The sequence below is a fragment of the Pseudonocardia sp. DSM 110487 genome (genome assembly GCF_019468565.1).
In the GTDB taxonomy this organism is placed as follows: Bacteria; Actinomycetota; Actinomycetes; order Mycobacteriales; family Pseudonocardiaceae; genus Pseudonocardia.
Genome location: NZ_CP080521.1, coordinates 8,832,293 through 8,846,427 on the forward strand (window position 1 = coordinate 8,832,293; position 14,135 = coordinate 8,846,427).

Below are 14,135 nucleotides of genomic sequence, written 5' to 3' on the forward strand. Positions count from 1 at the left end.
CCGCCCGGTCGACGCGTCCGGAAACCGACAGGAGACTCCCGGTGCACTCCAAGATCATCGCAGTGACGGCCGCGCTGCTGGCCGCCCTCAGCATCGCCGGGTGCGGCGGTGGATCCGACGCCGACACCCTTCGGGTCGGCACCGAGGGCACCTACAGCCCGTTCAGCTTCCAGGGCACGAACGGCGAGCTCACCGGCTACGACGTCGAGGTCGTGCAGGCCGTCGGAGCGAAGCTCGGCAAGCAGGTCGAGTTCGTGCAGACGCCGTGGGACGCGATCTTCGCCGGGTTGGAGGCGAAGCGCTTCGACCTCGTCGCCAACCAGGTGACGATCAATGACGAGCGCAAGGCCAAGTACGACATGTCGGAGCCGTACACGGTCTCCGAGGGCGTGATCGTCACCCGCGCCGACAACACCGACATCACCAGCCTTGCCGACCTCAGGGGCAAGACCACCGCCCAGTCGGCGACCAGCAACTGGGCCACCGTCGCGCGGGATGCCGGCGCCAACGTGGAGGCGGTGGAGGGCTTCGTGCAGGCCGTCCAGCTGCTGAAGGACGGCAGGGTGGACGCCACCGTCAACGACACGCTCGCGGTCGCCGAGTACCAGAAGGTGCGGGGCGACGCGAGCGTGAAGATCGCCGGGACCACGGGCGACACCAGCCAGCAGGCGTTCGCTGCCCGCAAGGACAGCGGGCTGATCGCCGACGTGAACCGGGCGCTGGGCGAGCTGCGCGCGGACGGCACGCTGAAGCAGATCTCGGAGAAGTACTTCGGCACCGACGTCAGCGGTCCCTGATCCGGTGGATGCAAGCACCTGGGATCTGATCTGGCGCAACCTGTGGCCGATGCTGCAGGCCACCGTCACGCAGACCCTGCCGCTGACGGCCATCAGCTTCGTGATCGGCCTGGTGCTCGCACTGTTCGTCGCGTTGGCCCGGATCTCCAAGATCCGTCCACTCTCACTGCTGGCGCGCGGGTACATCTCGGTCATCCGTGGCACGCCGCTGCTGGTCCAGCTGTTCATCGTGTTCTACGCGTTGCCGCAGCTGAACGTCGTGATCGACCCGTTCCCGGCCGCCGTGATCGCCTTCAGCCTCAACGTCGGCGGCTACGCGGCCGAGGTGGTCCGGGCGGCCATCCTGAGCATCCCGAAGGGGCAGTGGGAGGCGGCGCAGACGATCGGCATGGGCTACTCGACCACCCTGCAACGGATCATCCTGCCGCAGGCGGCCCGCACCGCGGTGCCGCCGCTGTCCAACACGCTGATCTCGCTGGTCAAGGACACGTCGCTGGCCTCGACCATCCTGGTGACCGAGCTGCTGCGGGTCGCCCAGCTGGCCGCGGCGCCGACCTTCGACTTCTTCGCCCTGTACGGGGTGGCCGCGGTGTACTACTGGGTGATCTGCGTGGTCCTGTCGTTCGGGCAGATCCGGCTGGAGACGAGGCTGGAGAGGTACGTGGCCAGGTGACCGACCTGCTGACAGTCCGTGGTGTGGAGAAGGCGTTCGGCGAGCACCAGGTGTTGCGCGACATCTCGTTCGACGTGCCCGCCGGCACGGTGACCGCGGTGATCGGGCCCTCCGGGTCGGGCAAGACCACGGTACTGCGCACGTTGAACGCCCTGGACCAGGCCGACGCCGGAGTGATCACGATCGGCGACCTCTCGGTGGACTTCGCCGCCGAGGTCGATCGCGCCACGCTGAGACGCTTCCGGTTGCAGAGCGGCATGGTGTTCCAGAGCCACAACCTGTTCCCGCACAAGACGGTCCTGCAGAACGTGATCGAGGGCCCGGTCGTCGTGCAGAAGCGGCCGAGGGAGGAAGCCACCGCGGACGCCCGGCGGCTGCTGGAGCAGGTGGGGCTGGCCGAGAAGGCCGACCAGTACCCGTTCCAGCTGTCCGGCGGGCAACAGCAACGGGTCGGCATCGCCCGGGCGCTCGCCCTGGCGCCCAAACTCATGCTGTTCGACGAGCCCACCTCGGCGCTGGACCCCGAGCTGGTCGGCGAGGTGTTGCGGGTGATCAAGGATCTGGCGGCCGAGGGCTGGACGATGGTCGTCGTCACGCACGAGATCCGGTTCGCCCAGCAGGTGGCCGATCAGGTGCTGTTCATCGACGGCGGCGTCGTGCTGGAGTCCGGGCCGCCGGAGCAGGTGCTCACCGAACCCACCGAGGCCCGCACCCGGCAGTTCCTGGAGCGGATCCTCAATCCGATCTAGTTCGGGACACTAGCTTGCTGGCCGGAGTTCGTGATCGTTCCTCTCGTCGCCGGGCTCGGGCCGCCACGCGGCGCGATAGGGCCCCCGGCGCTGCGTTCCGCGGAACGCACCCCGGGGTGCGGCCCGGTGCCCGGTCTCTCGTGGACGCGCCGTTCCCGGCCCGGGCCGCTCGGCCTCACCCACCAGCCCTCGGCTGCCGGCGTGTCGACGCCCCGACCAAGCGGCGGGCGCCGGGTGGTCCGGGCCGGGAACGGCACGCCCACCGGCAGGTGCCCGACCAGACCGAACCCGATGGATCGACAGGCTTGCGCCCCGACCGGCGGCGGGCATGATCCGAACTACCGGTTCTCCACGGCTGTCGCCACGACCATGAGCACCCGAAACTTCGGATCATGGAAGCGAAGGTCGCAAGTAGCCGTTGCACAGGGCTGCCGGCACAGCCATGAGCAACCGGTACTTCGGATCATGGCCCGGCCACGACCGAACCGACCCGGCAACAGCGCCCAACACCATGATCATCCGGCAGCAGGACCAGGGGCCTCAGGAGCAGATGCGGTCTCGACTTGCCTCGGCGGCACGGCGCCTCCACCGCTCGACCAGCGGGCGGAGTCAGGTGATGTCGCGGCGGGCGGCCACCAGCCAGCCGGCGGCTCCGACGGCGGCCGTCCAGAACGCGACGACCAGCAGGGCGACGCCCCAGCCCGGCGGGTCGGTGACCCCGGCGAGTAGCTCGACGACCTGGGGAGCGGTGACCGGACCCGCGATCTCGTTCGCCGGGATGCCGTAGATCGCCACCTCGCCCGCGTTGCCCGGCAGGTAGGACGACAGGGCACGGAGGGTGCCGGACTCTGCCGCCTCGAGCAGCGCCCCGATCAGCAGCTCGCCGACCATCAGGTACAGCAGCAGGGCCACGAGGGCGCTGACCTGGTTGCTCACCGCGGTGCCGAACGCGGCGCCGAGCGCGCCCCACAGCGCCGACACCGCGACGCCGATCAGGGCGGTGGCCGCGAGCGGGCCGACGCCGGGGAACGCGGCACCCCCGTCCGCCGCGGCGCCGGCGAGCATCCCCGTCACCACGGTCACCGCGGCGTAGCAGGCCCCGACCCCCGCGCTGACGAGCATCTTCGCCGCCAGCACCGGTGCCCGGCCCCTTGTCGTGAGGTAGGTCGTGGTGATGGTGCGGTGTCGGTACTCCCCCGCGGCGGCGACGACGCCGTGCACCGCGGCGAACACGCTGGTCAGGCCGAGCGAGTACGCGACGGAACCGAGCAGCAGCGGCAGCCGCTCCGACTCGGGGAAGGCCGCGGTGAAGACCCCGCCGAACATGTTGATCATGCTCGACAGCAGCGCGACGGGGATCAGCAGGCCCCACCACAGCTTCGTCGACGCGACCTTGCGGAACTCCGCACGGACCGGTGCCCCGATCGCGGCCAGCCTCATTCCGACCGCCACGGCTCCGCCGTGAGCTGGAAGAACAGCTGCTCCAGCTCCACCCGCTCGTGCACCATCCCGTAGATCGCCACGCCGGCTCCGAGCGCCACGTCCCCGACGTGGACGGGGTCGGTGCCCGCCACGCCGAGCCAGCCGTCGGCGAGGGTGTCGATCTCCAGCACACCGGTGGCGGCCAGCGCGTCGGCGAGCCGTGCTGGATCGGCGCAGCGCACCAGCACCCGAGCGGTGCGCGAGCCCTGCAGCTGCTCGAGCGATCCCTGGTAGACGCAGCGGCCGCGGCTGATCACCACGAGGTGGTCGGCGGTCTGCTCCACCTCGGCGAGCAGGTGGCTGGAGATCAGCACGGCGCGGCCCCGCGCGGCGAACGCCCGCAGGAACGCCCTCAGCCATGCGATTCCCTCCGGGTCGAGCCCGTTACCCGGCTCGTCGAGCACCAGCACGTGCGGATCGCCGAGCAGCGCGACGGCCAGCGCGAGCCGCTGCCGCATGCCGAGCGAGTACTCGCCCACCGGTCGCTCGCCCGCGTCGCCGAGCCCGACGGTGCCGAGCACGCGCTCCACCGCCTCGTCGGGCACCTCGATCGCCGCCGCGCATGCGAGTAGGTGCGCGCGAGCCGTACGAGCGGGGTGGAAGCCCTGTGCCTCCAACACGGCGCCCACCACCCGCGCGGGCTGCCGCAGCTCGGCGAACGGCAGGCCGTTGATCCGCGCCTCACCCGCCGTGGGGGTGACCAGCCCGAGGATCATCCGCAGCGTCGTTGTCTTCCCGGAGCCGTTCGGGCCGAGGAACCCCGTCACGGCACCCGGTTCCACCGAGAAGGTCAGCCCGTCGACGGCCTGCACCGCACCGAACCGCTTGCTCAGCTCGCGGACGGTGATGCGGCCGCTCGGGTCGTCGTGCACCACTAGGTGCTGGGTCTGCCTAGTCGTCGGCCGGCTCGGCGTCGCTCGCCTGCTTGCGGTCGTCGGTCGACTTCGCATCGGACTTGTCGTCCTCGACGGCCGGAACCACGGGCAGCTCGGGGTCGGTGGACGGACCGATCTCGGCGGGCGGGCCGTCGATCGCGGCGAGAACGGCGTCGGCCCAGCCCGCGTGCTCGACGTCGCCGAGCGGGTTCCGCTCCCGCCCGCGGCTGCCGGGACCGAACCGCGGCGGGAGCTCGGCCACCCGCAGCCGGTGGCGCTCGGCCTCCTCGCGGGTGATCGCGTCGAGCTCGGCGGCGAGCCCGCCACGCGCGCCGCGGGCGAAGGTGCCGACCACCGCGCCCGACGGCAGCGAGGCGAGGAGCTGCCGCAGCGACGCGTCGAGGCCGGGGGCCCGGCGGGCGATGTCCTCGGCGCCGATGATGCAGCTCACGAGCGCCGCGGACTCGTCCCTGGTGAGGTCGATGAGCTCGGGGAGCTGGCGGGAGAGCACGTCGACGATGCCCGCGCCTGCGCGCGACAGGTTGACCACCCGCCACGCGTCGCGGTGGCGGAGCCGCTCGTGCACGACGCTGACGTAGCCGGTCTCACGCCGGGTGGCCCCGATGCCCTGGCTGGCCGAGTCGCCGAGCACGATCCACAGCGGGCCGGTTCCCCGCCTGGCCTCGAGGTTGGAAGCGGCCCAGTCGTCGGCGAAGGCCTTGATCTGCAGCCTGCGGGCGGACGCGCCAGGCAGCACGCCACCGAGGAAGCGCTCGCCACCCGCCTTCATCCGCCGCGCCGCGGCGCGCATCCGAGGGACCTGCAATGGAGAGCTCATACGGAACTCCGAGTGGTCGTGACTGCCCGCCGGCACGGGGGTTGCACGCGGGTGGGAATCTTCACCGTATCCAGTGGGTATCGCAGGCGGCCAGCGGGGGCGCCACTGTCAGAAGCCGAAGGTCGTGATCGTCGCCAAGCGGTTCTCGCGCACGCCGTCGAGCACGTACCGCTCGTGGGGCACCACGGGCTCTGGCAGCGCGGCCAGCGGGAACCACCCCAGGTCGGCCGCCTTCGCCGTCTCCACCAGGTGCGGATCACCGGCCCAGCGGTGGCAGCCGAAGAAGAAGTCGACGCGCTCGTCGATGGGGTCGTGGTTGCCGTGGGTGCGGTGCATCGTTGTGAGCGGTTCGAGGTCGGCCGGGTCGATCTTCACGCCGACCTCCTCCTCCGCCTCGCGGCACGCGGCGGCGAGGACCGACTCGTCGGCCTCGACGTGCCCGGCGGCCGCGGCCGCCCAGTGCCCGTCCCGGTAGCCCGTGTTCTGACGCAGCTGCAGCAACACCTCGGCACCGGCGCCCGTGCCACGGAGCAGGAGGACGTATGCGGCCGGGACGACGCGGAACCTCACACCGGCACCCTAAGGTGCGCCCGTGCCCCACTCCCACTACGAGACGATCACGACGCCCGACGGCGACTTCGACGCGTTCTGCGCCCTTCCCGAGACCACCCCCGCACCGGCGGTGCTGATCCTCCAGGAGGTCTTCGGGATCAACGACAACATCCGCGGCCTCGCCGAGCGGCTCGCCGACGCCGGGTACATCGCGCTCGCCCCGGACGTGTTCTGGCGGATCGAGCGGCGGTTCGAGCGCAAGGACGAGTCCGGTCTCGCGGACGGCTTTGCCCGCCTCCAGCAACTGGACTTCGACCTGGTGCCAGGCGACCTCACCGCCACCATGGCGCGCGCGCTGGCGATGCCGGAGTGCAACGGCCGGATAGGCGCGGTCGGCTTCTGCCTCGGCGGCACCCTCGCCTACCTGTTCGCGGCGACGGCCCGGGTTGACGGGCGCGGCCCGGACGCGGTCGTTTCCTACTACGGCTCCGCGGTGAACCAGATGCTCGACCTCGCCCCGCGCGTCGAGTGCCCGGTGCTGTTCCACTACGGCGCCAACGACCCGTACATCCCGACTGAGAAGATCGACGAGGTCGAGCGCGCGTTCGCGGGCCGCCCCGACGTCGTCCTGCACCGCTACGACGCAGGCCACGCGTTCTCCAACTGGGACGCCCCATCGATGTACGACGAGCAGGCCGCGAGCACCGCGTGGCCCCGAACGCTGAGCTTCCTGGAGAAGCACCTGCGCTGAGCCGAAGCAGGGCGACTTCACACACCCAGTGCCCACTTCACACAGGGCCGGCCGTGTGTGAAGTGCAGGTTGGATGTGTGAAGTCGCCTGGTCAGGCCGAGTGCGGGCCGAACAGTCCCGGTGTCCAGGCCGCCGCCCTCGGGCGGGAGGCCCACCAGAGACAATGAACCTTAACTTGACTCGTCGGTAACATCTCCGCCCATGCTGCTCTCGACCCAGCTCCAGTACGGCGACGACCCCGTCCGCAACGCCGAGGCGGCCGTCGCGATGGAGCAGGCGGGCCTCGACGTCGTGTGGGTCGCGGAGGCCTACAGCTTCGATGCCGTGTCCCTGATGGGTTACCTCGCCGCGCGCACCGAGCGCGTGCAGATCGGCGCGGGGATCCTGCCGATCTACAGCCGGACGCCCACGCTCACCGCGATGTCCGCCGCGGGCGTCGACGCACTGTCGGAGGGCCGCGCGATCCTCGGGCTCGGCGCGTCCGGGCCACAGGTGATCGAGGGCTTCCACGGCGTGCCCTACGACAAGCCGATCGCGCGCACCCGCGAGACCATCGAGATCTGCCGGAAGGTCTGGCGGCGGGAGCGGCTCACCAACGAGGGGCTTTACCCGATCCCGCTGCCGGAGGGCCAGGGCACGGGTCTCGGCAAGCCGCTGAAGCTCATCAACCACCCGCGCCGGGCGGACATCCCGATCTGGGTCGCCGCGCTGGGCGACAAGAACGTCGAGATGACGGCCGAGCTCGCGAACGGGTGGCTCCCGCACCTGCTGATGCCGGAGAAGCTCCGGGAGGTCTTCGGGCCCGCCCTCGACGCCGGTCTCGCGAAGCGCGCGCCGGAGCTCGGCCCGTTGCAGATCACCGGTGGCGGGATCCTCGCGATCGAGGAGGAGATGTTCGAGCCCGCCCGCCAGCTGGCCCGCGCGATGTACGCCCTGTACGTCGGCGGGATGGGAGCGCGGGGGCGCAACTTCTACAACACCGTCTTCGCCCGCCAGGGCTACGGCGACGCGGCACGGCTGGTGCAGGACCTCTACCTCGACGGGCGCAAGGACGAGGCCGCCGCCGCGCTCCCCGACGACTTCATCGACAAGGTCACGCTGATCGGCCCGCCGTCGTACGTGAAGGAGCGGATCGCGGCGCTGCGCGAAGCGGGCGTCACCCACCTGCACGTCAACCCGGTGACGACGGACGCGCCAAAGCTCCTCAGCCAGGTGAAGGAGTGGATCGCCTAGGTCGGCTCCCATCACGCTCGGTCATTGGGTCACACTCTGTGGCGACCGTCGCCGACCGCAGGGAGCGTGCGTTGACCGATCCCGCCATCGCCGTGTCCGACAGCCCGGTGGCGCCGCACCAGTACCGATTCGTGGAGACCCACGCGTGGTGGCTCGGCACGTTCGGCCCGCACCAGCACCTCACCGAGCACCGGCTGCGGCAGTGGATCCCGGCGCACCCGGACCGGGAGTGGCTGCTGGAGCGGGAGCTGACGGGGGCGCAGACCTGGCTCACCGGCTCGGCGGATGAGGCCCGCGAGGACGGGTTCGACCTGCACGACGTGGCGCCCGTCGGCCGCTTCCGCGCCCGCTACGGCGACTTCGACACCGCGCCGGACGACGATCTCGGGATCGATCTCGACACCGCGTTCTGCGCGCAGCCGCGCCCACCGCGGAGGGGCAGCTGGCAGTCGCCCACGCCGGAGTTCCTGCAACGCCTGCCACGCGACCCGGCCGCGCTGCTCGCCCGGCTCCGCGAGGACAACCCGGGCAGCTGGTTCGGACCGTTCGCGGCCGCCGTCACGACGCTGCGCACTGCGCTCGTGCCCGCGGAACTGCGCGCGGCGTTCTTCCGCGCGCTCTCGGCGCTCCCCGGCGTGAGCTTCACCGACGGGGCGCTGAACGTCGACGGGCACGCGTGCATCGCCCTCGTCCACGACGCCGGGCGCACCCGCACCGAGCTGCTCCTCGACCCCGCCGACGGCCAGTTCGCCGGCGAGCGCGACACGCTGCGCACCGACTCCCGGTGCGGGCTGCGGGCGGGCACCGTGATCAGCGCCACCGCGGTACGGACCGCGGTTGTCGACACCGAGGGCGAGCTTCCTGCGGCGTAGGGGCACGTCACTTTCACTGAACCGACCCCTTGACCGGTGCAGCCGATCACGTCCCGTGTGCGGTACCCGCCTCCCGAGCGCGGGGACTAACCTGGCGTGCAGTCCTCGGCGATGTCGACGCGATCCGATCAAGGCGGTCATCAGCGTGTCCAGCAGCAGTACGTCCAGTCCAGCAGGTGAGTTCGGGCCGAACGAATGGCTCGTAGAGGAGATGTACCAGCGTTTCCTCGACGACCCGAACACCGTCGACCCGGCATGGCACGAGTTCTTCGCGGACTACCGCCCCACCGACGCACCCCCGGCCACCGCTGCCGCCGACCACGCCGACGACTCGGCCGGCACCGGTTCCGTCCAGCAGGCCGCGCAGCGTCCCGGCAAGCCGTCCCCGCCGTCCGACGCGCCCAGCGCGCCCGCCCCCGCTCCCGTCGCCGAGCCGGCCGAGCCGAGCGAGCGCACGCGGGCCGCCGACCGCAGGGCACTCACCCCCACCAACGGCAGCGCGATCACGCAGAAGCGCACGCAGCCCGCCGGGGCCAAGCCACCCGCCGGCAGCACCTCGCAGGCGGCCCGCCCCGCCACGCAGGGTGCCACCGACTCCGGCGCCGGCACCACGATCCCGTTGCGCGGCGCCGCGAACGCCGTCGTCAAGAACATGAACGCCTCGCTGTCCGTGCCGACGGCCACGAGTGTGCGCGCGGTGCCTGCCAAGCTGCTGGCCGACAACCGCGTCGTCATCAACAACCAGCTCAAGCGCACCCGCGGCGGGAAGGTCTCCTTCACTCACCTCATCGGGTACGCGCTGGTCAAGGCGCTCGCCGACTTCCCGACGATGAACCGGCACTTCGCCGAGCACGACGGCAAGCCGGTCGTCGTGCAGCCCGACCACGTCAACCTCGGACTCGCGATCGACCTGCCCGGCAAGGACGGGCAGCGCTCGCTCGTCGTCGTCTCGATCAAGGGCTGCGAGACGATGAACTTCGCGCAGTTCTGGTCGGCCTACGAGGCCATCGTGCACAAGGCGCGCGCCGGTGCACTGCAGGCCGAGGACTTCGCGGGCACCACCCTCACGCTCACCAACCCGGGCACGCTGGGCACCAACCACTCCGTGCCGCGGCTGATGCAGGGCCAGGGCGCGATCATCGGCGTCGGCGCGATGGAGTACCCCGCCCAGTTCCAGGGCGCGAGCGCCGAGAAGCTGGCCGAGATCGGCGTCAGCAAGATCATCACGCTGACCTCCACCTACGACCACCGGATCATCCAGGGCGCCGAGTCCGGCGACTTCCTGCGCCGTGTCCACGCCCTGCTGCTGGGCGAGGACGAGTTCTACGACGAGATCTTCCGCTCGGTGCGGGTGCCGTACGAGCCCGTGCGCTGGGTGCAGGACATCCCAGAGGGGGCGATCGACAAGACCGCCCGCGTCATCGAGGTGATCGACGCGCACCGCACGCGCGGCCACCTCATGGCCGACACCGACCCGCTGAACTACCGCCAGCGCCGCCACCCCGACCTGGACATCCTGTCGCACGGGCTCACGCTGTGGGATCTCGACAGGGAGTTCGCCGTCGGCGGGTTCGCCGGCAAGCAGCACATGAAGCTGCGCGACGTGCTCGGCGTGCTGCGCGACGCGTACTGCCGCACCATCGGCACCGAGTACATGCACATCGCCGACCCCGAGCAGCGCGCGTGGCTGCAGGAGCGCATCGAGGTCCCGCACCAGAAGCCGAACCAGGCCGAGCAGAAGTACATCCTGTCGAAGCTCAACGCGGCCGAGGCGTTCGAGACGTTCCTGCAGACCAAGTACGTCGGGCAGAAGCGGTTCTCCCTCGAGGGCGGCGAGACCGTCATCCCGCTGCTCGACGCGGTGCTGGACAAGGCCGCGGAGCAAGAGCTCGACGAGGTCGTCATCGGCATGCCGCACCGCGGGCGGCTGAACGTGCTGGCCAACATCGTCGGCAAGCCGATCAGCCAGATCTTCCGCGAGTTCGAGGGCAACCTCGACCCGGGCCAGGCCCACGGCTCCGGCGACGTGAAGTACCACCTCGGCGCCGAGGGCAAGTACTTCCGGATGTTCGGCGACGGCGAGACGGTCGTGTCACTCGCGTCCAACCCGTCGCACCTGGAGGCCGTCGACCCGGTGCTCGAGGGCATCGTCCGCGCCAAGCAGGACCTCCTCGACAAGGGCGAGGGCGGGTTCACGGTGCTGCCGCTCATGCTGCACGGCGACGCCGCGTTCGCGGGCCAGGGCGTGGTCGCCGAGACGCTCAACCTCGCGAAGCTGCGCGGGTACCGCACCGGCGGCACCGTGCACGTGGTGATCAACAACCAGGTCGGGTTCACCACCGCGCCGGAGCACTCGCGCTCGTCGCAGTACTCCACCGACGTCGCGAAGATGATCGACGCTCCGGTCTTCCACGTGAACGGCGACGACCCCGAGGCCTGCGTCTGGGTGGCCAAGCTCGCGGTCGACTACCGCGAGCGCTGGCACAACGACGTCGTGATCGACATGATCTGCTACCGCCGCCGCGGCCACAACGAGGGCGACGACCCCTCGATGACCCAGCCGGCGATGTACGACATCATCGACGCGAAGCGCAGCGTTCGGAAGATCTACACGGAGTCGCTGATCGGCCGCGGGGACATCACCGTGGAGGAGGCGGAGCACGCGCTCAAGGACTTCTCCAACCAGCTCGAACACGTCTTCAACGAGGTCCGCGAGCTGGAGAAGACCCCGCCCGCGCCGAGCCCTTCCGTCGAGAAGGAACAGTCGGTCCCCATCGACCTCGACACGTCGGTCTCGCTGGAGGTCGTCCACCGCATCGGCGACGCGCACCAGGAGCTCCCCGAGGGCTTCTCGGTGCACCAGCGCGTCAAGCCGGTGCTGCAGCGCCGCTACCAGATGTCGCGCGAGGGCAACATCGACTGGGCGTTCGGTGAGCTGCTCGCCTTCGGCGCACTCGCCATGGACGGCAAGCTGGTGCGGATCTCCGGCCAGGACACCCGCCGCGGCACGTTCGTCCAACGCCACTCGGTGATCATCGACCGGCACAACGGGGCCGAGTACTACCCGCTGCGCAACCTGTCGCAGGACCAGGAGCGGTTCCTGCCCTACGACTCGGCCCTCTCGGAGTTCGCCGCCGTCGGCTTCGAGTACGGCTACTCGGTGGCCAACCCCGAGGCGTTCGTGGCGTGGGAGGCCCAGTTCGGCGACTTCGTCAACGGGGCACAGTCGGTCATCGACGAGTTCATCTCGTCCGGTGAGGCCAAGTGGGGCCAGATGTCCGACGTCGTGCTACTGCTGCCCCACGGCCTCGAGGGGCAGGGGCCCGACCACTCCTCCGGCCGCATCGAGCGGTTCCTGCAGCTGTGCGCGGAGGGCTCGATGACGGTGGCGCTGCCCACTGAGCCCGCCAACTACTTCCACCTGCTGCGCAGGCACGCGATGGACGGCGTGCGCCGCCCGCTCGTGGTGTTCACGCCGAAGTGGATGCTGCGGGCCAAGCAGGCCGTCAGCCCGCTCACCGACTTCACCGGCGGCCGGTTCCGCCCGGTCATCGACGACCCGCGCTACCGGGGCGGCGACGGGCCCGCGGCCGACGTGCACCGCGTGCTGCTGTGCAGCGGCAAGATCTACTACGAGCTGGCCGCCGCGCGGGACAAGCGGAACGTCGAGGGCATCGCACTCGTCCGCGTCGAGCAGCTGTACCCGGTGCCGGACCGCCAGCTCGCCTCCGTGCTCGACCGGTACCCGAACGCCGAGGACGTCCGCTGGGTGCAGGAGGAGCCTGCCAACCAGGGCGCATGGCCGTTCCTCGGGCTGGAGCTGCCCGAGAAGCTGCCGCGGCTGGTCGGCATCCGGCGCGTGTCGCGCCGGCGGATGGCGGCTCCGGCCGCCGGATCGTCGAAGGTGCACGAGGTCGAGCAGACGGCGATCCTCAACGAGGCGCTCGCGGCGGAGTAACCGGTGTACGCCACGGATCGGGGCATCGAGGAGCTCGTCGAGCGGCGCGGTGACGAGCAGGTCAGCGTGGAGTGGCTGGCCGAGCGGCTGCGCGTGTTCGTCGACCTCAACCCCAGCTTCGAGGATGCCGTCGAACGAATCGCGAGCTTCCTGGCCCGCGACGATGCCGACGACCTGGAGGACTGAGCAATCACTGTCCGCGGCTCGGCAGCACCTGCCGGGCGGTGATCCGCCAGCCGGCCGGTGTGCGGGTGACGCGGTCGTCGTAGATCACGCTTCCCGTGCGGCCGTCGCGCAGGACGCCGATGCCCTTCGACCGGACGGTGGCGCCACTGCCGGCGCCCTCGGTGACCACGATGTTGGTCACGTGGTGGCCGATCGGGTTCCGCGCGTCGTCGGCGAACGACTCCGACAACGCGCGGAACTCCTCGATGCCGCGCACGACGCCCTGCCCCATCGCCGTCACGTCGTATACGGCGTCCGGGGTGAACAGCTCGTCGAGACGGTGCAGCTCGCGGTCGTCGACGAGGTGCCCGTGCAGGGCGAGGAGCTGGTGGATCGCCATGATGTCGTGCGCGGTCAGAGCCATGCCGGCAAGCTAGAGAGTTGACAACATGTTGTCAATTTCTGCCGATGGGAGAATGCGCCGATGGAGGGCCGGGCGGCGACCGAGGCGCAGGAGTTCCTCGCCTTCATGCAAGCGGTGGGCGCGCTGCACCGGTCATTGCTCGCCGTCGGCGACGCGGTCGCCGCCACGGCGGGTCAGAGCCGAGCGCGCAGCACCTGTTTGCAACAGCTCGCCGACGGCCCACTGACCGTGGCGGATGTCGCCGATCGGCTCGGCCTCGCTCGGCAGGGCGTGCAGCGGATGGCCGACCTGCTCGTCGCCGACGGGCTGGCCAGGTACGCCGACAACCCACGGCACCGGCGCGCCAAGCTGCTGACCCTGACCGACGCGGGCGAGCGGGCGCTCGCCGCGATGGACGCCGCGCACCGCAGCTGGGTCGCCGACACCGCGCCGAGCCTCGCGCCGCTCCGCCTGCCCGAGCTCACCGATCGACTCTCGGCCGTCCGCGGGGCCGTCGACGATGCCCGGGATCCGTGATCACGAAGCCAGGTTGCCGGCACACGGCGTTCTGATCACCGCCGATCGGGTGAAGATCGACCGGCAGCGAGTCCACTTATCCCCGTCTGTACGATTCCGGCGCCCCGGTCGGGTGAACCGTCCGCCGGGCGCACGCACATCACCTTGGGGGGACGATGGCCGGATTGACGACCCTGTCCGTAGCGCTGGCGACCGCGATCGCCACACTCGGCCCGGTTCAGCCAGCTGCACCCGCACCACCGCCCGAGAT

At 70.8% G+C, this 14,135-nt stretch carries 14 protein-coding genes; 9 read left to right on the forward strand and 5 right to left on the reverse strand.

The features are described 5' to 3' along the window. The first annotated feature begins 41 nt into the window (after positions 1-41). The 3 genes from K1T35_RS41365 to K1T35_RS41375 are packed head-to-tail and all read left to right on the forward strand — an operon-like array spanning position 42 to position 2,219. Positions 42-797 carry an amino acid ABC transporter substrate-binding protein gene (locus tag K1T35_RS41365; protein WP_255621268.1) on the forward strand — a complete coding sequence of 252 codons (756 nt, stop codon included), beginning with the start codon at positions 42-44 and terminating at the stop codon, positions 795-797. Between the two features lie 4 nt (positions 798-801). Further along, positions 802-1,470, forward strand: coding sequence for an amino acid ABC transporter permease (locus K1T35_RS41370; RefSeq protein WP_255621269.1), 669 nt, complete (start codon positions 802-804; stop codon positions 1,468-1,470). Then, positions 1,467-2,219: an amino acid ABC transporter ATP-binding protein gene (locus K1T35_RS41375; protein ID WP_304940837.1), complete on the forward strand. Its 753-nt coding sequence runs from the start codon at positions 1,467-1,469 to the stop codon at positions 2,217-2,219. The genes K1T35_RS41370 and K1T35_RS41375 overlap by 4 nt, the downstream gene beginning before the upstream one ends. A 609-nt stretch (positions 2,220-2,828) precedes the next feature. On the opposite strand, the gene K1T35_RS41380 is transcribed toward K1T35_RS41375, so the two are convergent. The 4 genes from K1T35_RS41380 to K1T35_RS41395 form a co-directional block, all read right to left on the reverse strand. Then, on the reverse strand, positions 2,829-3,671 hold the full coding sequence (locus K1T35_RS41380) for a hypothetical protein (protein ID WP_220257126.1): 843 nt from the start codon (positions 3,669-3,671) through the stop codon (positions 2,829-2,831). Next, complete coding sequence (locus tag K1T35_RS41385) at positions 3,656-4,573, reverse strand: ABC transporter ATP-binding protein (protein WP_220257127.1); 918 nt, start codon at positions 4,571-4,573, stop codon at positions 3,656-3,658. Before K1T35_RS41385 ends, K1T35_RS41380 begins: the two co-directional genes overlap by 16 nt. A gap of 19 nt (positions 4,574-4,592) precedes the next feature. Continuing rightward, positions 4,593-5,414, reverse strand: a complete 822-nt coding sequence (locus tag K1T35_RS41390) for an SGNH/GDSL hydrolase family protein (RefSeq protein WP_220257128.1) — start codon at positions 5,412-5,414, stop codon at positions 4,593-4,595. 108 nt (positions 5,415-5,522) lie between these two features. Next, positions 5,523-5,984 (reverse strand): NUDIX domain-containing protein, encoded by a 462-nt coding sequence (locus tag K1T35_RS41395; RefSeq protein WP_220257129.1) that lies wholly within the window; start codon positions 5,982-5,984, stop codon positions 5,523-5,525. Between the two features lie 22 nt (positions 5,985-6,006). Here K1T35_RS41395 and K1T35_RS41400 point away from each other — a divergent pair, with 22 nt between their 5' ends. The 5 genes from K1T35_RS41400 to K1T35_RS41420 all read left to right on the forward strand — a co-directional run bounded on the left by K1T35_RS41400 (position 6,007) and on the right by K1T35_RS41420 (position 12,966). After that, a complete protein-coding gene (locus K1T35_RS41400; RefSeq protein WP_220257130.1) occupies positions 6,007-6,717 on the forward strand; it encodes a dienelactone hydrolase family protein in 711 nt (236 codons plus the stop codon). Between the two features lie 201 nt (positions 6,718-6,918). After that, positions 6,919-7,950, forward strand: a complete 1,032-nt coding sequence (locus K1T35_RS41405; protein WP_220257131.1) for an LLM class F420-dependent oxidoreductase — start codon at positions 6,919-6,921, stop codon at positions 7,948-7,950. Positions 7,951-8,021: 71 nt separating this feature from the next. Next, a complete protein-coding gene (locus K1T35_RS41410) occupies positions 8,022-8,822 on the forward strand; it encodes a hypothetical protein (protein ID WP_220257132.1) in 801 nt (266 codons plus the stop codon). A gap of 211 nt (positions 8,823-9,033) precedes the next feature. After that, positions 9,034-12,780, forward strand: coding sequence for a multifunctional oxoglutarate decarboxylase/oxoglutarate dehydrogenase thiamine pyrophosphate-binding subunit/dihydrolipoyllysine-residue succinyltransferase subunit (locus K1T35_RS41415; RefSeq protein ID WP_370645237.1), 3,747 nt, complete (start codon positions 9,034-9,036; stop codon positions 12,778-12,780). A gap of 3 nt (positions 12,781-12,783) precedes the next feature. Further along, positions 12,784-12,966: a DUF6104 family protein gene (locus K1T35_RS41420; protein WP_220257134.1), complete on the forward strand. Its 183-nt coding sequence runs from the start codon at positions 12,784-12,786 to the stop codon at positions 12,964-12,966. 4 nt (positions 12,967-12,970) lie between these two features. On the opposite strand, the gene K1T35_RS41425 is transcribed toward K1T35_RS41420, so the two are convergent. Beyond that, positions 12,971-13,369 carry a nuclear transport factor 2 family protein gene (locus K1T35_RS41425; RefSeq protein ID WP_220257135.1) on the reverse strand — a complete coding sequence of 133 codons (399 nt, stop codon included), beginning with the start codon at positions 13,367-13,369 and terminating at the stop codon, positions 12,971-12,973. Positions 13,370-13,429: 60 nt separating this feature from the next. Here K1T35_RS41425 and K1T35_RS41430 point away from each other — a divergent pair, with 60 nt between their 5' ends. Continuing rightward, entirely contained in the window at positions 13,430-13,885 is a 456-nt protein-coding gene (locus K1T35_RS41430; protein WP_220257136.1) for a MarR family winged helix-turn-helix transcriptional regulator, read from the forward strand. Positions 13,886-14,135: the final 250 nt, after the last annotated feature.

Coding starts and splice junctions, on each gene's coding strand:
- K1T35_RS41390 (WP_220257128.1), bottom strand. CDS start 5,414: ATGAGCTCTCCATTGCAGGTCCCTCGGATGCGCGCCGCGGCGCGGCGG.
- K1T35_RS41405 (WP_220257131.1), top strand. CDS start 6,919: ATGCTGCTCTCGACCCAGCTCCAGTACGGCGACGACCCCGTCCGCAAC.
- K1T35_RS41415 (WP_370645237.1), top strand. CDS start 9,034: ATGTACCAGCGTTTCCTCGACGACCCGAACACCGTCGACCCGGCATGG.
- K1T35_RS41425 (WP_220257135.1), bottom strand. CDS start 13,369: ATGGCTCTGACCGCGCACGACATCATGGCGATCCACCAGCTCCTCGCC.
- K1T35_RS41430 (WP_220257136.1), top strand. CDS start 13,430: ATGGAGGGCCGGGCGGCGACCGAGGCGCAGGAGTTCCTCGCCTTCATG.